Here is an 18,057-nt window from a genome sequence, read left to right as displayed (position 1 = left end):
CTCCTTACGCTTTTCTGGACAGATTGTAATTCAACCCGACCAAAGACAGCAGCAATAATGCCCCAACGGCATTGTGAGCTACCGCATTCCAAAGCGGCAATTGAAAGACTACGTTACTAATACCCAGCGCAATTTGCAAAACTAATAACAAGCCTATAACAGATAGCTTACTGCGGAAAAATTGAGACTTCGTTTTACGCCAACATTTAAACAGTAACGTGCACAACACTAAGAAGGTCACAATAGCGCCTATACGGTGAATAACATGCATGGTCATGCGGTCATCATAGTCGTGAGCACCAAACTGGTAGGTGTCGGCTTCCGGAATACTAAACGCGCCGGCAAAGTCTAAGTTTGACGTCCAGTCGCCCTCACAAAATGGCAGCTCGGTACAGGCAACAGCGGCGTAGTTGGCTGCGACCCAACCGCCCAGAGCTATTTGTCCAATAACGACCAGCATCGCAAAAAGTGCCAGGCCCCGGTATCGTCGAAGTTCGGGGTCACCGCCAGCTAATCTGAAGTCGGACAGCCTCAGTGACAGCAGGTAAAGCAGTGATATGACCGAGAACCCTCCCAGCAAATGGCCCATGACTATCAGCGGCTGTAAGTTCATAGTCACCGTCCACATACCCAATGCGGCCTGGAAAATGACCAGGCCTAGCAGCAACGTCGGCAACTTCACTGGTGGTGGGTAGTGACTGGGTTTGCGGCTTCTTATCCAGGAAGCAACGGCAATCACCAAAATGAGAATGCCAAGTGTGCCTGCGAAATATCGGTGAATCATCTCATTCCAGGCTTTGTCCTGTTCAACCGGGGCGTCCGGGAAACGAAGCTCCGCCTGCACAATATGCTCTTCCTGCGAAGGCACTTTCAAAAATCCGTAACATCCGGGCCAGTCCGGGCAACCGAGACCCGCCTCGGTCAGGCGGGTAAAAGCGCCCAGAACAATAACAACAAAGGCAAAAAATACGCTAATTTTAACCAAAGTTCTCATTAGCTAAGCTCCTTATCCAATTCGACTTAGCTTAAGTAGCTTGCGAAGGTCAGCCAGTACGTTTTTACCTTCTTTAATCATCGCTTCTTTGTCGCTATGTGTTGGGTAGTACAGCATAACGTTGTGCATAGGGTCGATGATGAACAGCGTATTGGCGGGTAAATTGTGAAGCTCTCGAATGATAGCCGGTGCTGTTATTGGAGTTATTTGCGGCGCATCACGCTCATAATCTGAGAGCTTGTCATTGTTGTCGTGAAAGGTGACCGGCGTTAAGCGATCGGTATCCTTGCCAATGGCGACATCAACTTGATTCATTACGTAGAGAGCATTTTTGCAGGTCTGGTCGCAGTTTTCGGGAGGTATATAGCCCAGCTTCCAGCCTTCCGGCAGTGTATCGACTTCTGAACTCAGCGTAACAGGCGGCTGTAGTAAAGTGCCTTTGTTGGTGCCTGCTTCATACCAGTTCTGCGATAAAATAACCCAGGCAGCTATGACTGGTAATAGGAATAACGCAAACACCGTTAAAATAGCTTTTCTTGAGCGATTTGGGGAGCTCATTGGGTCTCCTCTTCTTTTTTTGATTGTTTGTTAAGTTTTATAACAGCAATTACGAAAATCACCAAACATGCGACCGCAAGAGAGAACCATTGTGTCGCATATCCATAGTGCTTTTCTGGTTTCATGACTTGTGGTTCCCAGTCTCGTTGCCAGCCGATATTTTTTGGCGTTTCAAGCAGTAGCAGGTGAGAGCGGGGGATCAGGTTGAACTCCTGAGAAAGTGCATTTGGTGCCGCTTCCTGAATACGAACGGAATCATTATTTGTGGCGTATTCGAAGGAATTCTGGGTTAGCTCGTTTTGACTCGGGAAATACAGATAGGCGGTGAGTGTTAACCTGCCTTTAGGTAATTCGACCTCGGGAATATCGCTGCGTAACGTGGGAGCTGGTATCCAGCCCAGATTAACCAGTTGTGTTGGCAGTTCGGACGAGTCTGGTTGAAAAAAGCCCAGCACATTGTAGCCAACGGTTCCGTCCTGAATTTGATTATCCAGTAATAACACCGGTGCCGGCTGAAATTCGCCGATGACTGACACATAAGTAAACCGGTGCTTATCTGCGTTTAAGTCTTTGATAGAGCTTAAAGGCCGAGCTTCATTAGTTTGTTGAGACTCGTAGTCGGCAAACAACAGCTGTTTTTCCTCAGCTCTGTCTAACTGCCAAAAGCCAAGCTTGACCAACACCCCAATTGCCAGCAAAGTAATGATTGTTGCAACAGGGGGAATTTTTATGTTGGTCGTTTTTAAGGTCATTATTGTTCTACTGCTCGTGTATATGGTGGTGAATTTGTTTCGCGCATTATTTTCGATGCTGCGTAACGATCCCAACAAACCACCGATGTCTCATTATTTGGGAAAACGAGTGGGAATAGCCGCTATTATTTTAATTGCATTAATAGCGGCCACTTACGGCGGCTTTTTGCCGTTAAATCCACGCCCCTATTAAACGGGGCGCTTTTCTTACAGTACGTAAACCACCACGAATAAACATAACCAAACCACATCAACAAAGTGCCAGTACCAGCTGGTGGCCTGGAATGCGAAGTGATTATCCGGCGTGAAGTGGCCTTTCAGGACCCGCAGGAACATAATAATGAGCATGACGGTACCTAAGGTCACGTGCAGACCGTGGAAGCCGGTAAGCATATAGAAGGTATTACCGTAAATGCCTGAGTCCAGGGTGAGTCCAAGGTCTTTGTATGCGTGTACATATTCCGCACCTTGCAGGTACAGGAAGATTAGACCAAGAATAATGGTCACACCCAGCATGGCGGTCAGCTGTTTGCGTTTACCTTGCTCAAGGCCTGTGTGCGCAAAGTGACAGGTAACCGAGCTAATTAACAGAATGATGGTGTTGATAGCCGGCAAGCCGTACCAACCCATTGCCTGTGTTTCTGTACCACCCGGCGTATTCACTAGCGGCCAATGCGCGACAAACTCGGGCCAGAGCACTTCGTTGGTCATGGCATTGTTACTGTCTCCGCCCAACCATTGAACCGCAATGACACGCGCATAGAATAAGGCACCAAAGAAGGCGGCGAAGAACATAACCTCTGAGAAAATAAACCAGCTCATGCCTTGCTTGTAAGAAACGCCTAACTGGTCGCTGTACAAACCTTTCATCGACTCGTGAATTTGGTCGCGGAACCAGCCAAAAAGCATAACCGCCATGACAACAAGCCCGGCAATAAGTACGGTGCTGCCGTAGCCGTCTTGTTCTTTCGACATATCAATAACGGTGTGGCCTGCGCCCCACGCAATAAGTCCCAGGCCGACAGCGCCGACTATCGGCCAAGGGCTGGAAGCAGGAACATAATAACTTTGTTGTTCTGCCATAACGTCTTTCCTTATTCTGTTTTTAATAACTGAGACATTTGCTCAGCGGACGTATTGGCTGTCATATCGTACAGCGTGTATGACAGGGTAAAGGTTGTAATATGGTCCGGAATGTCCGGGTCGACATAAAACTGCATGGGCATTTCGGTGTCAGAACCGGCCGCTAGCGGCTGTTGGTTAAAACAAAAGCACTCGACTTTGTTTAAGTACAACGACGCTTCAGCGGGTGCTACCGAAGGAATAGCCTGTGCAACCATATCGGACGCGGTCGGGTTCGCCGCTAAAAAGTTAACGACTTTGGTCTCCCCCGGGTGAATACGAACTTCTTTTATCGAAGGTTCGAACTTCCACGGAATGCCCTGGGCGTTACGAGTCAAAAACTGAACCCGAATGGTTCGTGACTCGTCCACCTCGACCATTTCATAAGTCGCAGCTTCATTGCTGGTACGGCCGTTGAAACCCGTGACTTCACAGAACACGTCGTACAACGGCACCAGTGCGAACCCAAACGCAAACATTCCAGCGACTGTCAGTAACAGTCGCTTAACCAGAATGCTGTTATTCGGACGTTCTTCAGACATAAGCCTTAATCCACTTTCGGTGGTTTTTCAAAGGTGTGATACGGAGCCGGAGATGGAACAGTCCACTCCAGACCTTCCGCGCCTTCCCACGGCTTAGCTTCTGCTTTTTCGCCGCCTTTCACACATTTGATAACAACCCACAAGAAAATCAGTTGTGACAGACCGAAAGCAAAACCACCAATACTGGTAATTTGGTTCACATCCGCAAACTGAGTCGCGTAGTCAGGAATACGACGTGGCATACCGGCCAGTCCCGCAAAGTGCATTGGGAAGAACAGTACGTTCACTGAAATGACTGACGCCCAGAAGTGGGTTTTCGCCAATGTCGAGTCGTACATGTGGCCTGTCCATTTGGGTAGCCAGTAATAAGCCGCCGCCATAATCGAGAAAATGGCACCGGATACTAATACATAGTGGAAGTGTGCAACCACAAAGTAAGTATCGTGGTACTGGAAGTCGACCGGTGTAATTGCCAACATAAGCCCAGAGAACCCACCAATGGTGAACAGAATGACAAAGGCCAGCGCAAATAACATAGGCGTCTCGAATGTCATCGAGCCTTTCCACATAGTGGCAACCCAGTTAAAGACTTTCACCCCGGTTGGCACCGCTATGAGCATGGTGCAGTACATAAAGAACAGCTCTGCGAAGACCGGCATACCGGTGGTAAACATGTGGTGAGCCCACACCAGGAATGACAGTAACGCAATGGCGGCGGTTGCATACACCATCGACGAGTAGCCAAACAGCCGTTTTCGCGTAAACGCGGGAATAATTGCCGAGATAATACCAAAGGACGGTAGAATCATGATGTAGACTTCAGGATGCCCGAAGAACCAGAAAATATGCTGGAACATAACCGGGTCACCACCGCCTGCGGCATCGAAGAAGCTGGTACCAAAGTATTTATCGGTCAATACCATGGTGACTGCCCCTGCCAATACTGGCATAACTGCAATTAGCAGGAATGCGGTAATTAACCAAGTCCAGACAAACAGCGGCATTTTCATGTAGTTCATGCCAGGCGCGCGCATGTTCATTATGGTCACAATGACGTTAATAGCACCCATAATGGATGAAATACCCATAATGTGAACCGAGAACACGAACAGAGCAGTAGAGTCTGAACTGTAAGTGGTTGAAAGCGGCGCGTAGAATGTCCAACCGAAGGCAGGACCGCCACCTTCCATGAACAAAGAGCCCAGCAGAATAATGAAAGCAAATGGAAGAATCCAGAAGCTCCAGTTATTCATACGAGGCAATGCCATGTCCGGCGCCCCAATCATCATTGGAATCATCCAGTTAGCCAAGCCGGTAAAGGCAGGCATAACAGCACCAAAGACCATAATAAGGCCGTGCACCGTGGTCATTTGGTTAAAGAAATGCGGATCAACCAGTTGCAGACCCGGCTGGAAAAGTTCCGCGCGGATAACCATAGCCATGGCACCGCCGGTTAAAAACATAATAAAACTGAACCATAAATACATTGAACCAATGTCTTTATGGTTGGTTGTAAATAGCCAGCGACCAATACCAGACGGCTTATGATCGTGGTGTGCGTCGTGATGGTTTGCTTCGACTGCTGTGCTCATCACCGTCTCCTTATTGATTCATGACTTCGTTAATGTCGGCTGCCTGTATCAGGTCGCCGGTGTCGTTACCCCAGGCATTACGCTCGTAGGTGATAACAGCTGCAAGCTCACGCATGCTCAGCTGTTGGCCGAACGCCTGCATAGCAGTGCCGGTAACGCCATTAACAACGATGTCTATATGTTTTGCTTTAGCGTCTGGGTCGACAGATACACCGCTTCCTGCCAATGCAGGGAATACGCCGTCAACACCTTGGCCGGTAGGTTGGTGACATGAAGCACAAGTACTGTTGTAAACTTTCTCGCCTAAGTCCATGAGTTCGTCTTCTGACATTTCCATGGCTAAGAGCTCTTGCTCACGCTCGCGAGCGGCTTCTTGCTCTGCTTCAAGCTCGGTTATCCACTTTTCGTATTCAGCCGGCTCTTTGGCAATAACAACCACAGGCATGAATCCGTGATCCTGACCGCAAAGCTCGGCGCACTGACCACGGTAAATACCAGGCTCGTCTACTTTGGTCCAGGTTTCGTTGATGAAGCCGGGGTTAGCGTCTTTCTTAACCGCGAAGTCAGGAACCCACCAACTGTGAATAACGTCGTCGGAAGTTACCAGGAAGCGGACTTTTTGACCCGTTGGAATAACCAGCGGGCGATCGACTTCGAGTAAGTAGTTTTCGCTTTTGTCGAATTTATTGTCTATTTGTTCTTGTTGAGTCGCCAAACGACTGAAGAACTCAACGTCATTCTCGAAGTATTTGTAGTGCCATTTCCATTGCGAACCCGTAACCTGAATAGTGACATCAGCGTCTGATGTATCTTCCATAGCAATTAGGGTTGTTGTTGCCGGAATGGCCATACCCACAAGAATTAACAGTGGAATAATGGTCCAGGCAATTTCAACTTTTACGTTCTCGTGGAAATTCGCTGGTTTGGGGTTTTTCGATTTGCGATGGCGAATCATCGAAATGAACATTAAACCGAACACGACCACACCAATGGCACAACAGATGTAAAATATCGTCATGTGCAGGTCGTAAACTCGGTTACTGACTTCAGTAACACCCTTGGTTAGGTTGAGTTGGTTTTCTGCGCTAGCAGGTAAGCTCAACATAGCCAATAGTGCCCACAGAGGCTTCATTTTCACGTGACTTCTCCTCTTATTCTTCAATGAGACCGAAAGGCCAATTCCGATCAAAATTCGAAGAACAAAGAGGTAAGCAGAAAAAGGAACAGCTTCTCCCCAGAAATCACTTTCTCTACAGACTCTTTGTTATAATTATCGTTGTTATAATATTTTTATAGTCGGGTAGTACATTTATTAACTAATTTACAAAGAAAGATCCAGATCAAATCAAACAAATGGTCAATAAATGAGCTGATCTGTTAAAAAAAGGCTGCCGAAGCAGCCTATCAAGGAAGAAACACACTAACGAGGATTTAGTGGAGGTGGGATGTTAGTGTGTTTTTATCAAACAGGAAGTATTGAGTGTGACTTAATTTACTTGCCATTTTTGCGCGCTGCCATGTGCGGCTTGAGACAGAGTCGAGATAGGCAATAACCATACTGCTGTTTCCCGCTAATAGCGCTTGCTCCAATGCCCACTCACAACGTTCGGCAGAGTGACTGCGTAACCAACGAATTTGATGCTCCGCAACACCGGATTCAATAAGCTGGGCAATGACATTTTTGTCACCGCCGATAACGGTGACCCATTCACTTGGCTTTTGTTGTAAAGCATTCTGAACAGCTGGTGATAAGGCGTCTGTCTCGACTGCCTCTGCGCCTGTTTCTTGTTCAAACTTAATATCCGTCGGTGCAGCTTTCCACAAACCCGGGTGGTGCAATTTGTTGTTCTGTTGAATTTTCATAGTGCAGCTCCATTTCTGATAACACCAACCGCCAGACCTTCAATCGCGAATACTTGCGATGCTAGATCAACAGTGATGGTGGAGAATTCTGGATTTTCCGGATGTAACAAGACAGTGCGACCTTTGCGCTCAAACCGTTTTACCGTGACTTCGTCTTCAACCCGAGCAACAACAACCTGTCCATTTCTGGCTTGCTCAGTTTTATGCACGGCAAGTAAGTCACCGTCCAAGATACCAATGTCTCTCATGCTCATACCGTTAACTTTCAGGAGAAAGCTGGCGGCAGGCTGAAATAATGATTCGTCGACTTTGTAATGCCCTTCAACATGCTGTTCTGCAAGCAGCGGCTCACCGGCGGCGACCTGGCCAATCAGCGGCAAACCTTCGGCGACATCAAAGTCGTCGCCGACTAAGCGAATGCCGCGAGACATACCTGGCATAATTTCAATAACACCTTTACGCGCTAACGCCTTTAAATGCTCTTCGGCGGCGTTGGCAGAGCGAAAGCCAAGCTTGGAAGCAATTTCCGCACGTGTCGGCGGCATACCGGTTGCGTGCAGATTGTCTTTAATAAGCTCTAGTATTTCCGACTGTCTTGGTGTTAAAGGGCGCATATTCGAACCTGTGTTTATGTACAGTGATACTGTGAGTATATACAGGTATTTTTATTTCGCAAGTCATTTCACCAACGACTTTTATTTTTTAAGTTGGTATCCTATAGCTCTGTTTAAAACAGAGGTTGATGTATGAGCAAAAAAAGCCCTTTTTACGCGGTGTTGAAGTATCCGTTACGTTGGCTAACACGGTTCGAAGATATTTGGGACGGCGATGAAACTGATCACAAAACCACGGTGCAAAAGCCGGTGGCTTACGTTATGCGTTCAACCTCTACGGCTGATCTGTCCATATTGCAGCGTGCAGCTAAGCGCCGAGGCCTGCCTGATCCTCTCGAACCGCTTGAAATTAATGGCAAAGAATACAGCCGGGTTATGTATTTGGAAGAATTTGCCAACGAAACCTCTGAAAAAGCGGTGCAAGAATTCCATCAGTTATTGAAGTTACATAAAGACAATAGCAACCTCGACTTACAGCTGATACCCGCAGGGGTGTTCTGGGGGCGCCAGGCAGGCCAGGAAGCAACTGCCGGCAAGGCAATGACGGGTGACCTCGATAACCCAGGCGCTATTCGTAAATTCTGGCTTGTGCTTTTTTCAGGTCGTCAGGTCTTGTTGCGCTTCTCGCGTAGCGTCAGTTTAGGTCAAATGGCTAATGATTACGGCGCAGACATGCGCATAGCCCATAAATTGGCGCGTGTTGCCCGTGTTCACTTTGTTCGCATGCGTCATGCAGTTGCCGGACCCAAGCTTAGTCATCGGAAAGAGCTTATGGCGCAGCTTATTAACACGCCAGCGCTCAAGAAGGCCGTTGCCGACGAGGCCAAAGGCAAGAAAATTAGTGAAGAGGAAGCTCGCAAAAAAGCACTCTCTTACATTGACGAAATTGCGGCGAATTACAGCTCGACATTAGTGCGAGTACTCGATCGCTTTATGACCTGGATGTGGAACCGTATTTATAACGGTATTCATGTAAAAGGCGGTGAACGCATACGTCGTCTTGCTCAGCAGGGACACGAAATTATCTACGTGCCGTGTCACAGAAGTCACATGGATTACTTGCTACTGAGCTATGTTATTTATAAAGAAGGCTTGGTGCCGCCCCATATTGCAGCAGGGGTGAATCTGAACTTCTTCCCGGTTGGCGGCATTTTCCGTCGTGGTGGCGCGTTCTTTATACGCCGCAGTTTCCGTGGCAATAAGCTTTATTCCGCGGTCTTTCGCGAGTACTTGTGCTGGCTGTTTCAAAAAGGCTACCCGGTGGAATACTTCAGTGAAGGCGGTCGTTCCAGAACTGGGCGTTTATTGCCGCCAAAGACTGGCATGCTCGCTATGACCGTTCAGGGTATGCTGCGTGATCAACAACGCCCAGTGTCGTTGGTGCCGGTGTATCTTGGTTATGAACACATCATGGAAGTCGCCACTTACCTGAAGGAGTTAAAAGGTAAGGACAAAGAGAAAGAATCCGTTTTTCAAATTCTAAAAACAATTACCAAATTGCGTAATTTTGGTCAGGGCTTTGTAACTTTCGGTCAGCCTATCGATTTAAAGCATACGCTGGATTGTAATGCACCTGACTGGCATAAGTCGGTAACGCGAGGGGCCGAAGAGCCTCTAAGACCGAATTGGTTAACCCCTGTGGTAAACGGTTTGGCCGAACGCGTTATGCAAGGTATAAACGATTCCGCAGCCGCAAACAGTGTGAACCTAACGGCTCTGGCATTGCTCAGCTCTGAGCATCATGCGCTGACGAAAGAAGAGTTATTAGCTCAGCTCGAAGTGTATCTGGGTGTGTTAAAAGAAGTGCCTTACAGCACCGATATTAGTGTGCCGAAAGAAACGCCGGAAGAATTGTGGCAGCAGGCGCTGCGCACCGATAAGTTTAAAATTGAGTCAGATACTATGGGCGAAGTTATCTCGCTCGAACGTATGTCGGCTATTGCGATGACATATTACCGTAACAACATACTGCACATGATGGTTGTGCCGGGCATTGTAGCCTCAATTATCATGGCGAAAAAGCGTGTGTCGGTTAATGAGATTGTCGAGCGCACTCAAGCTATTTACCCCATGCTAAAGGCAGAGCTGTACCTTAGCCACGAAACTGACGAAATTCCATTGTGGGTGGAGGCGCTATGCGAAGAGCTGGCACGTCAGCAATTAATTACCTGCGAAGGTAGCGACTGTGTCATTGCGAAGCGTGAAAGTGCCGAGTGGTATCGTTTGCGCTTGCTAGCCAACAGTGCCAGTGAAACTCTGCAACGCTACTGTATTGTGTTAGAGCTTCTTCAGCAGGCACAGCCAATAATGCGGGCGGAGCTTGAGAAACAGTCTATTACTCTGGCCGAGCGTTTAAGTTCTATCCACGGAATTGACGCGCCGGAGTTTTATGACAAGAAAGTCATGGCGACATTAATTGCTAGTCTTAAGCAGCAGGGGCTGGTTGAAATTGATGACGATGGTCAGCAAATTGCGGCTGAGCCGGTTGGGGCGTTAAGTGACCAGGTCGATGAGCTGATTGACGGGCCTGTCCTGCAAACTATAAGGCAGTCGGTGCAGCAGTTCGTCAATCAGCCGAGTGAATAGCCTTTAGTGTAAACTTAGTACCAGTAATGTAATGCCAGGCCTATAGCGAAAACCATACCGACGTAATGGTTGTGCAAAAAGGCCTGGAAGCATTTCATTGGCTCGCGATGGCGTATTAACCAGTGCTGGTACATAAACAACAGCACACTTATCGCAAGCGCCGCCCAGGCTATCCAGTCCGCTGTGAGTATATAGAGCACCCATGCCAGCAAGCCGATGACAACCAGCTGTAATAACGCAATAATGAGTTTGTCGTAACGGCCAAATAAAATAGCCGTGCTTTGCAGACCAATTTTTAAGTCGTCTTCCCGGTCGGCCATGGCGTATTCGGTATCGTAAGCCACGGTCCAAATAATATTGGCGATAAACAACAAAGCAGCGATAAACCACTCACTGGACTCTAGTGCCGTAAACGCCATTAGTATGCCGAAACTGAAGGCTACGCCCAGTACCACTTGGGGTAGGTGAGTCCAGCGTTTGCAGAAAGGGTAAAGTGCGGCAACGCCGGCAGCCAGGAAGCTCAGCATAACGGTGTTGGTATTCAGCTGAAGCACCAGTCCAAAAGCAATAGCCAGCAAAATAAAGAAACCAATAATAGCTTCCGTTGCGGAAATTTTTCCGGCGGGAATAGGGCGTTGCTTAGTGCGCCTGACATGACCATCAAAGTTGCGGTCGGCAAAGTCATTGATCACACAACCGGCGGAGCGCATCACAAAAGTACCCAGCAAAAATATCACCACAATTTTCAGTGGCGGGTTACCGGTGCCGGCAATCAGCAAAGCCCATATTGTCGGCCACGCCAGCAAATAAGTACCAATGGGGCGGTCCGCTCGCATTAACTGCCAAAAAGCCTGAAGTTTTTGTGCTATCACTTGTTCTCTACCTCTAACTCATGGTCGTAAAGTGGTGATGACGTTAAAAATATCTCGCTCACTAACAGTTGCTCGCCTGCGGTCGAGAATATTCGGCGGCGACCAAGTAAGGAGGTCGACTGACTAAACCATTGCTGGTTCAGTTTGCCTATAACATGAGATTCCGCCACAGTCGCTACTTCAATGGGCCCTGAAGTTAAGTCTTCTCGTTGAAATAACGAGTCGCCCAATGAACGGTTACCTAATTCTGAAAGTTGCAACTGCTCGTTGTTTTCGGCGCTTTTTGCGAAAATACTGCGGGCAAACACCCAGGGTTTACCATCACAGTATAGCAGTACTTCGCGCACTACCGCGGGCTGACTCTGCTTTAAGCGACGGCACTCTTCGTCATGAGGCAGCATTTCCTGTTGCCCTAATAAACGAACCTCAAAATGCCCGCAATTACTTTTCAGACGCTGGGTTAAAGAGCCCTCGAAGCACAGCCAGTCATGCTGTGTAGAGGTTAGCTCGACCTTATCAGGAGCCTGCCATTTAAGCGGTTCACTGACAGGAAATGTTGGTGTTGGGTATAACTCTGTTGTCATTTGTATTGGCGTTATCAAGCTCTATCGCTATGATAGCAAAGAGGAAACAATTGAACAGCGAAAGCTGGGTGGCTATATGAAACTGATTCGGACATTGGGTTTACTGCTAACAATGTGTTTATTAAGCACAGTTGCAAGCGCGCAAGACGAGGTTGCGTACTATGGTTTTGAACCCGACATAACAACAAACTTTTTAAAAGAAGGGAATGATTACCGCCTGGGGTTTGTGCGCGTTGCGGTAGAAGTTATGGTTCCGGACCCTAGCTACGTGAGTGTGGTCGAGCATCATGCACCGTTACTGCGGGATGCCTTTATAAACATATTCAGTACGGCAACGGAGCGTCAGGTTCGGACTATGACAGGACGTGACCAGCTGCGACTCAAATGTCTGGAGCGCGCCAAAGAATTAATGACTCAGGAAACCGGCAACCCGGTCATAAAAGAAGTTATTTTTACCAAGTATATTTATCAGTAACGAATTTTGGGTGTCGGGTTTAGCGCCCGCACCACAAAGCCCGCTAAGCACCCTGACAGTAATCCGGCTAAATGCGCCTCGTTGGCTACGTTGACCCAAAGTACGCCGGTGTAACCCAGCACTAGCCAAAGCAGCATAAAGACAATGAGCCCCGGCGGCAGATACAGCGGTGTCGCCCGGCGGAAGCTATACACCCAGCAGAAACCAAGCAGACCATAAACCACACCGGACATGCCACCAAAGTTAGGACCATTCATTAGGTACTGAATAACATTGGCGGTAATGCCGGAAAACAAGAATAGGGCCAGTAGCCAGGAAGTGCCCAGTGTCTTCTCTATACGACCGCCTAAATACCACCACCAAAATACATTAAACACAATATGAAGCAGCGTGAAATGCATGAAGACCGGAGTGACAAAACGCCAGGGCTGGTCAAAGGGCAGTGCGTTAAAGAAGCGACTGATTTTTAGAGCTTCTAACGTAGCTTCAGGCCACATATTCAGAACTAAAAAGACCAAAGCCGCTAGTGCTGCGACTATTCGTGTGAGCCAGCCACTTTGCGCTAAAAGTGTCAAGGAAATAGGCGCTGAGCGACGCGACGTTGAAGAAGGTTGGTTTGAGTCTTGTGTTGAAGCCGACTGCTGCGGCTCTTCGTCCAGCAGCTCAGGGTTCGCTTTGCATTGTTGAACAAGATCTTTAGCGAGCGCCTCGTAGCTGCTTTGGTGCAGCCATAGTTCAAGTTGCTCGCCTTTTTCCGTGACGCTAACCGGTATGCCGTGCTGACGCAGATATTGGTAGAGCTTTCGCATCCATTCCGGGTCTTTACTGCTCAGCAATCGGCGCATGGTTTATTCCTTGTTAACGTGCTCGGGGTAAGACATTGACCAGGCGGTAAAACCGCCGTTCATGCTACTGACATTAGTAAAGCCCTGCGCCGCAATATATTCTGCGGCGCCCTGGCTACTAATACCGTGATAACAAACCACAATAATAGGGGCGTTTTTGTCGACAGACTCCAAAAATACGCCCAAATTACTGTTGTCGATGCGCTGCGCACCCGGAATGTGACCCATCGCAAAAGACTGTGGGTCGCGAATGTCGGCAAACACCGCATCACCGGCTTGCCAGTGCTCTGCCGCGGTGTTTAGCTCCACTAATTCGTAGGTACGTTCGTCTGCACTCATAGGGTTTAGTCCCAGTTCAGAATGACTTTACCCGACTGACCTGAAATCATGGTTTCAAAGCCTTTTTCGAAGTCGTCGACTGACATTTCGTGCGTTAATATCGGCGAAATATCTAAGCCTGACTGTAGCAAGCTCGCCATTTTGTACCAAGTTTCGAACATTTCACGACCGTAAATGCCTTTAATGACCAGACCTTTGAAAATAACTTCGTTCCAGTCAATGGCGACATTCTCTGGCGGAATACCTAACATAGCAATTTTGCCGCCGTGGTTCATGGTCGCCAGCATTTGTGAAAACGCAGAAGGCACACCAGACATTTCAAGTCCCACGTCAAAGCCTTCTTTCATGCCGAGCTCTGTCATTACGTCAGACAGCTTTTCTTTGCTGACGTCGACCGCACGGGTGACACCCATTTTACGGGCTAAGTCCAGGCGGTATTCGTTAACATCGGTAATAACCACATGGCGCGCGCCAACGTGACGAGCCACCGCTGCCGCCATAATACCGATAGGGCCAGCGCCTGTAATCAATACGTCTTCGCCGACTAAGTCAAAAGCGAGAGCCGTGTGTACGGCATTACCGAATGGGTCAAAAATAGACGCCATTTCGTCGGTCACATCGTCTGGCAGTTTAAACGCATTTTCTGCGGGCAGTGCTAAATACTCAGCGAATGCGCCCGGACGGTTAACACCAACTCCGTAGGTGTTGCGACATAAGTGACGACGGCCGGCGCGGCAGTTACGGCAGTGGCCGCAAGTAATATGGCCTTCGCCAGAAACGCGATCACCAATCTCAAAACCACGAACACCGTCGCCCATAGCAGCAACTTCGCCCACGTACTCGTGACCGACTACCATAGGTACCGGAATGGTTTTTTGCGACCAGTCGTCCCACTTGTAAATGTGTACGTCGGTACCACAAATTGCCGTTTTCTTAATTTTAATCAGAATATCGTTATAGCCGCATTCCGGCTTCTCGACATCGGTCATCCAAATGCCGGGTTTGGAATGCAGTTTCGCCAAAGCTTTCATTTCAATACTCCTTAAATCACACCCAGCTCTTTACCAATGCGGGTAAAGGCTTCAATGGTGCGATCCAATTGTTCGCGTGTGTGAGCCGCCGACATTTGCGTGCGGATACGAGCTTTGCCTTTAGGAACGACAGGGAAGGAGAATCCGATCACGTAGATATCTTCTTCCAGCAATTTATCCGCCATTTCCGATGCTAAGCGTGCGTCGCCAACCATGACTGGAATAATGGCGTGATCAGCACCGCTCAGGGTAAAGCCGGCCGCGGTCATTTTCTCACGGAAGTACTGGGCGTTTTCCCACAACTGAGCGCGCAGTTCATGGCCATTTTCCAGCATTTCCAGTACGCGAATAGACGCCTGAACAATGGCTGGTGCTACCGAGTTAGAGAACAGGTATGGGCGCGAACGCTGACGTAACCAATCAATGACTTCTTTCTTGCCTGAAGTGTAGCCACCAGATGCACCGCCTAAGGCTTTACCTAAGGTGCCGGTGATAATATCGACACGGCCCAGTACGTCACAGTATTCGTGTGTACCTTTGCCGTTCTCACCTAAGAAACCAGTGGCGTGACAGTCGTCCATCATAACCAGTGCGTTGTATTTATCGGCCAGGTCACAAATGCCTTTTAAGTCCGCAATAACACCGTCCATAGAGAACACGCCGTCGGTCGCAATAAGCTTATGGCGTGCGCCGTCAGCGTCAGCCTGCTTAAGCTGTGCTTCCAGGTCTTCCAGATTGTTGTTTTTGTAACGGTAACGCTTGGCTTTGCTCAAACGGATGCCGTCAATGATGCTGGCGTGGTTCAGCTCGTCACTAATAATGGCATCTTCCGGCCCCATAAGCGTTTCGAACAAGCCGCCGTTCGCATCAAAGCACGACGAATACAAAATGGTGTCTTCGGTGCCTAAAAAGTCACTCAGCTTTTGTTCCAGCGTTTTGTGAATGTCCTGTGTACCGCAAATAAAACGGACAGAAGCCGTACCAAAACCATGCTCGTCCAGACCTTTTTTGGCTGCCGCAATAAGGTCAGGGTGATTCGCCAGACCCAAGTAGTTATTGGCGCAGAAGTTAAGCACACGGTGGTCATTAACGGTAATTTCAGAACTTTGATCAGAGGTAATAATACGCTCTTTCTTGTAAAGCCCTTCGGCTTTGGTTTCAGCCAGTTGGTCGGCCAGTTGCTGGTAAAACGCAGAACTCATGTTCGACTCCATGATTTGAAAAATTCGTTACCCTCTAGTTTACTGATGTTAGCCCCAACTCGCATCCTTAATTTCAATTTCAGACTTTTGTTTGGTGTCCAATTGCGTGTACTCTTTAGGGAAATTTGAGCGATAATTTGTCGGTTTAGGAGAGTTTATGCATCGCCGAGCTATTTACCCAGGCACTTTTGACCCTATTACCAATGGGCATGCAGACCTTATTGAACGCGCAGCAGCGCTATTCAACGAAGTGGTTGTTGGTATAGCAGAAAGCCCCAGTAAAAAACCTTTATTCACGCTAGAAGAGCGGGTTTTACTGGCGCAGCAAGTGACCGAAAAGCTCGATAATGTCAGTGTGGTCGGTTTTTCGGGTCTTTTGGTGGACTTTGCTCACGAATACGATGCAACGGTGCTTATTCGTGGACTGCGTGCGGTGTCCGACTTTGAGTATGAATTCCAGCTGGCGAACATGAACCGCCGTTTGGATCCTAATTTGGAAAGCGTCTTTCTAACACCAGCTGAAGAAAACTCGTTCATTTCGTCGTCGCTGGTGAAAGAAGTGGCATTGCATGGCGGTGATGTATCTGGCTTTACCGACGCGCGAGTGGCGTCGGCTTTAGAGCAGAAATTTGCGGGGAAACGTCCGGGTCAGTAATGCCTGACCCGACAGTATTAGCTAAGGGCTACGTGGTAAAATACGATACTCATTAGAACCGGGCATAAGTAACGAATGTGCCAGCGCAATAACGTAAGCCCGAAACTGCCCGCAGCAATTTCTTTTAAGTGGTTGCTGCGGCGCCATAACCAACCCACTACCAGTAAATAGAATAAGCCAGACAGCGGCAGCTGGAACTGTGTCACAGCGGTGACGACCCAACCAAACAGTGGCTCGAAGAATAAAATCAGTAATAGTGAGAACACACCAATAAGCGCTAATGACGCGGCGGTTGCAACCGGGCGGCTCAGTTTGCGCTCTTCAATGCAATAAGACACAGGAACTTCCGCCTGAGCAATGGTCGAGGTTAGCGCGGCAATACTCAGTAAGCTAAAGAATGCAAACGCGACAAACGGCCCGGCAACGCCCATGCTGTTGAATAGCTCCGGCAGTACCGCAAAAATGAGCTGTCCTTCGCCAACCAGCTCGGTGCCTTCACCAACGGAAACGCCTAAATGAATGCCTGCGTATAGTGCTGGAATAATCAGTAAGCCGGCTAAAAACGCTATGAAGGTATCAAGCGCTGCAACTGAAAGGCTCAAACGACCCAGTTTTGCACCGGGCTTTAAGTACGAGCCATAAATCATCATGCCGCCCAGGCCAATCGACAGTGAGAAGAATGCCTGACCCATAGCGGCAACTAAAATACTGGTATTGGTTATTTGTGTGAAGTCCGGTATCAGGTAACGTTCTAAACCGACGCTGGCGCCTGGTAACGTCAGCATGTAAATAATCAGGCCGACTAGCAGAACCACCAATGTTGGCATTAAACGCTTGGACCAACGCTCAATACCTTTTTCCACGCCCTGGAAGACGACTAATGCGGTGGCGGTTAAAAACAGCCCCGTGAATATTAAGTCGCGCGGCATAGAGCTGTTCAGCAGGAATTCGGACACCGATGTGAGGCCAACGCCTTTGGCTAAGAAGCCGAGTGCGTGAACCACCATCCAACCGGCGACTACGTGATAGAAGCTCAGCATTAAGCATGAGCCCAGTACGTTCAAATAGCCCATTAACCTACCGACCGGGCGAGCTTTACCGCCGGAAAGCAGAGTCAATGACTTAACCGGGTTAGCCTGTGCGCTGTGACCTATGAGCAGTTCGCTATAAAGGGCGGGAATAGCCAAAATAAAAATAACGCACAGGTACACGAGTAAAAAAGCGCCACCACCATGGTTGGCTACTTGCGTCGGAAAGCCCCAAATGTTGCCGAGTCCGACAGCGGAACCCGCGGCCGCTAAAATAAAGCCAATGCGGCTATGAAATGAATCACGCATAAATGTCCAAAAAGCTTACTGCCCCTACTTAAGTCAGGCGGGCATTCTAACGAACTGAGAAAATTTTGCCCTATCTTTTTTTAGTCAATCGGGT

The 18,057-nt window shown here is 48.5% G+C and carries 20 protein-coding genes; 4 read left to right on the top strand and 16 right to left on the bottom strand.

All coding sequences use genetic code 11. The annotated features are described in order from the left end of the window. Positions 1-4: 4 nt before the first annotated feature. From B3850_RS06255 to B3850_RS06245, 3 genes are read right to left on the bottom strand one after another with little or no spacing between them, the layout of a single operon-like run. Positions 5-994, bottom strand: a complete 990-nt coding sequence (locus B3850_RS06255; protein WP_286875520.1) for a COX15/CtaA family protein — start codon at positions 992-994, stop codon at positions 5-7. A 12-nt stretch (positions 995-1,006) separates the two neighbouring features. Next, entirely contained in the window at positions 1,007-1,552 is a 546-nt protein-coding gene (locus B3850_RS06250; RefSeq protein ID WP_286875522.1) for a hypothetical protein, read from the bottom strand. Continuing rightward, entirely contained in the window at positions 1,549-2,304 is a 756-nt protein-coding gene (locus B3850_RS06245) for an SURF1 family protein (RefSeq protein WP_286875524.1), read from the bottom strand. The genes B3850_RS06250 and B3850_RS06245 overlap by 4 nt, the downstream gene beginning before the upstream one ends. Between B3850_RS06245 and B3850_RS06240 the strand changes: the two genes are divergently transcribed. Beyond that, positions 2,282-2,497 carry a DUF2909 domain-containing protein gene (locus B3850_RS06240; RefSeq protein WP_058576621.1) on the top strand — a complete coding sequence of 72 codons (216 nt, stop codon included), beginning with the start codon at positions 2,282-2,284 and terminating at the stop codon, positions 2,495-2,497. The two genes, B3850_RS06245 and B3850_RS06240, sit on opposite strands and share 23 nt — an antisense overlap. A gap of 14 nt (positions 2,498-2,511) precedes the next feature. Here the strand turns inward: B3850_RS06240 and B3850_RS06235 are convergent, their stop codons facing one another. The 6 genes from B3850_RS06235 to lexA form a co-directional block, all read right to left on the bottom strand. Beyond that, the gene (locus B3850_RS06235) at positions 2,512-3,387 is read right to left on the bottom strand and encodes a cytochrome c oxidase subunit 3 (RefSeq protein WP_273267156.1); all 876 of its coding nucleotides are present in this window, start codon (positions 3,385-3,387) and stop codon (positions 2,512-2,514) included. A gap of 11 nt (positions 3,388-3,398) precedes the next feature. Continuing rightward, positions 3,399-3,968, bottom strand: coding sequence for a cytochrome c oxidase assembly protein (locus B3850_RS06230; RefSeq protein WP_273267155.1), 570 nt, complete (start codon positions 3,966-3,968; stop codon positions 3,399-3,401). 5 nt (positions 3,969-3,973) lie between these two features. Continuing rightward, positions 3,974-5,560 (bottom strand): cytochrome c oxidase subunit I, encoded by a 1,587-nt coding sequence (gene ctaD, locus B3850_RS06225; RefSeq protein WP_058576624.1) that lies wholly within the window; start codon positions 5,558-5,560, stop codon positions 3,974-3,976. A 10-nt stretch (positions 5,561-5,570) separates the two neighbouring features. Then, positions 5,571-6,692 (bottom strand): cytochrome c oxidase subunit II, encoded by a 1,122-nt coding sequence (gene coxB / locus B3850_RS06220; protein WP_273267161.1) that lies wholly within the window; start codon positions 6,690-6,692, stop codon positions 5,571-5,573. 299 nt (positions 6,693-6,991) lie between these two features. Next, positions 6,992-7,423: a hypothetical protein gene (locus tag B3850_RS06215; protein WP_053953181.1), complete on the bottom strand. Its 432-nt coding sequence runs from the start codon at positions 7,421-7,423 to the stop codon at positions 6,992-6,994. Beyond that, positions 7,420-8,037, bottom strand: coding sequence for a transcriptional repressor LexA (gene lexA / locus B3850_RS06210; RefSeq protein ID WP_053953180.1), 618 nt, complete (start codon positions 8,035-8,037; stop codon positions 7,420-7,422). The genes B3850_RS06215 and lexA overlap by 4 nt, the downstream gene beginning before the upstream one ends. A gap of 132 nt (positions 8,038-8,169) precedes the next feature. Here lexA and plsB point away from each other — a divergent pair, with 132 nt between their 5' ends. After that, complete coding sequence (gene plsB / locus B3850_RS06205) at positions 8,170-10,623, top strand: glycerol-3-phosphate 1-O-acyltransferase PlsB (RefSeq protein ID WP_286911542.1); 2,454 nt, start codon at positions 8,170-8,172, stop codon at positions 10,621-10,623. Positions 10,624-10,637: 14 nt separating this feature from the next. Here the strand turns inward: plsB and ubiA are convergent, their stop codons facing one another. Then, positions 10,638-11,459 carry a 4-hydroxybenzoate octaprenyltransferase gene (gene ubiA / locus B3850_RS06200; protein ID WP_414654231.1) on the bottom strand — a complete coding sequence of 274 codons (822 nt, stop codon included), beginning with the start codon at positions 11,457-11,459 and terminating at the stop codon, positions 10,638-10,640. A gap of 32 nt (positions 11,460-11,491) precedes the next feature. Beyond that, positions 11,492-12,079: a chorismate--pyruvate lyase family protein gene (locus tag B3850_RS06195; protein WP_286911540.1), complete on the bottom strand. Its 588-nt coding sequence runs from the start codon at positions 12,077-12,079 to the stop codon at positions 11,492-11,494. A gap of 76 nt (positions 12,080-12,155) precedes the next feature. On the opposite strand from B3850_RS06195, the gene B3850_RS06190 reads away from it, so the two are divergent. Beyond that, a complete protein-coding gene (locus B3850_RS06190) occupies positions 12,156-12,554 on the top strand; it encodes a flagellar basal body-associated protein FliL (RefSeq protein ID WP_053953177.1) in 399 nt (132 codons plus the stop codon). Here the strand turns inward: B3850_RS06190 and B3850_RS06185 are convergent. Genes B3850_RS06185 through B3850_RS06170 form a run of 4 tightly spaced genes read right to left on the bottom strand, consistent with a single transcriptional unit; the run spans position 12,548 to position 15,971 of the window. Beyond that, positions 12,548-13,399 carry a rhomboid family intramembrane serine protease gene (locus B3850_RS06185; RefSeq protein ID WP_053953176.1) on the bottom strand — a complete coding sequence of 284 codons (852 nt, stop codon included), beginning with the start codon at positions 13,397-13,399 and terminating at the stop codon, positions 12,548-12,550. The genes B3850_RS06190 and B3850_RS06185 overlap by 7 nt on opposite strands. 3 nt (positions 13,400-13,402) lie before the next feature. Further along, a complete protein-coding gene (gene glpE, locus B3850_RS06180; RefSeq protein ID WP_082343175.1) occupies positions 13,403-13,738 on the bottom strand; it encodes a thiosulfate sulfurtransferase GlpE in 336 nt (111 codons plus the stop codon). A gap of 5 nt (positions 13,739-13,743) precedes the next feature. After that, on the bottom strand, positions 13,744-14,769 hold the full coding sequence (gene tdh, locus B3850_RS06175) for an L-threonine 3-dehydrogenase (protein WP_053953175.1): 1,026 nt from the start codon (positions 14,767-14,769) through the stop codon (positions 13,744-13,746). 11 nt (positions 14,770-14,780) lie between these two features. Beyond that, positions 14,781-15,971 (bottom strand): glycine C-acetyltransferase, encoded by a 1,191-nt coding sequence (locus tag B3850_RS06170; RefSeq protein ID WP_058576628.1) that lies wholly within the window; start codon positions 15,969-15,971, stop codon positions 14,781-14,783. Between the two features lie 157 nt (positions 15,972-16,128). Between B3850_RS06170 and coaD the strand changes: the two genes are divergently transcribed. Next, positions 16,129-16,626, top strand: a complete 498-nt coding sequence (gene coaD, locus B3850_RS06165; protein WP_053953173.1) for a pantetheine-phosphate adenylyltransferase — start codon at positions 16,129-16,131, stop codon at positions 16,624-16,626. Between the two features lie 17 nt (positions 16,627-16,643). On the opposite strand, the gene B3850_RS06160 is transcribed toward coaD, so the two are convergent. Next, a complete protein-coding gene (locus B3850_RS06160) occupies positions 16,644-17,963 on the bottom strand; it encodes a sodium-dependent transporter (RefSeq protein ID WP_053953172.1) in 1,320 nt (439 codons plus the stop codon). Positions 17,964-18,057: the final 94 nt, after the last annotated feature.

This window comes from Idiomarina sp. UBA4520, assembly GCF_002388365.1.
GTDB lineage: Bacteria > Pseudomonadota > Gammaproteobacteria > Enterobacterales > Alteromonadaceae > Idiomarina > Idiomarina zobellii.
The sequence above is the reverse complement of the archived record's forward strand: the minus strand, read 5'-3'. Positions and strand labels throughout refer to the sequence as shown.

Coding starts and splice junctions, on each gene's coding strand:
- coxB (WP_273267161.1), bottom strand. CDS start 6,692: ATGAAGCCTCTGTGGGCACTATTGGCTATGTTGAGCTTACCTGCTAGC.
- B3850_RS06255 (WP_286875520.1), bottom strand. CDS start 994: ATGAGAACTTTGGTTAAAATTAGCGTATTTTTTGCCTTTGTTGTTATT.
- B3850_RS06245 (WP_286875524.1), bottom strand. CDS start 2,304: ATGACCTTAAAAACGACCAACATAAAAATTCCCCCTGTTGCAACAATC.
- plsB (WP_286911542.1), top strand. CDS start 8,170: ATGAGCAAAAAAAGCCCTTTTTACGCGGTGTTGAAGTATCCGTTACGT.
- B3850_RS06195 (WP_286911540.1), bottom strand. CDS start 12,079: ATGACAACAGAGTTATACCCAACACCAACATTTCCTGTCAGTGAACCG.
- lexA (WP_053953180.1), bottom strand. CDS start 8,037: ATGCGCCCTTTAACACCAAGACAGTCGGAAATACTAGAGCTTATTAAA.
- B3850_RS06230 (WP_273267155.1), bottom strand. CDS start 3,968: ATGTCTGAAGAACGTCCGAATAACAGCATTCTGGTTAAGCGACTGTTA.
- B3850_RS06250 (WP_286875522.1), bottom strand. CDS start 1,552: ATGAGCTCCCCAAATCGCTCAAGAAAAGCTATTTTAACGGTGTTTGCG.
- glpE (WP_082343175.1), bottom strand. CDS start 13,738: ATGAGTGCAGACGAACGTACCTACGAATTAGTGGAGCTAAACACCGCG.
- B3850_RS06190 (WP_053953177.1), top strand. CDS start 12,156: ATGAAACTGATTCGGACATTGGGTTTACTGCTAACAATGTGTTTATTA.
- B3850_RS06160 (WP_053953172.1), bottom strand. CDS start 17,963: ATGCGTGATTCATTTCATAGCCGCATTGGCTTTATTTTAGCGGCCGCG.
- B3850_RS06170 (WP_058576628.1), bottom strand. CDS start 15,971: ATGAGTTCTGCGTTTTACCAGCAACTGGCCGACCAACTGGCTGAAACC.
- tdh (WP_053953175.1), bottom strand. CDS start 14,769: ATGAAAGCTTTGGCGAAACTGCATTCCAAACCCGGCATTTGGATGACC.
- coaD (WP_053953173.1), top strand. CDS start 16,129: ATGCATCGCCGAGCTATTTACCCAGGCACTTTTGACCCTATTACCAAT.
- B3850_RS06240 (WP_058576621.1), top strand. CDS start 2,282: ATGTTGGTCGTTTTTAAGGTCATTATTGTTCTACTGCTCGTGTATATG.
- ubiA (WP_414654231.1), bottom strand. CDS start 11,459: ATGCGAGCGGACCGCCCCATTGGTACTTATTTGCTGGCGTGGCCGACA.
- B3850_RS06215 (WP_053953181.1), bottom strand. CDS start 7,423: ATGAAAATTCAACAGAACAACAAATTGCACCACCCGGGTTTGTGGAAA.
- ctaD (WP_058576624.1), bottom strand. CDS start 5,560: ATGAGCACAGCAGTCGAAGCAAACCATCACGACGCACACCACGATCAT.
- B3850_RS06185 (WP_053953176.1), bottom strand. CDS start 13,399: ATGCGCCGATTGCTGAGCAGTAAAGACCCGGAATGGATGCGAAAGCTC.
- B3850_RS06235 (WP_273267156.1), bottom strand. CDS start 3,387: ATGGCAGAACAACAAAGTTATTATGTTCCTGCTTCCAGCCCTTGGCCG.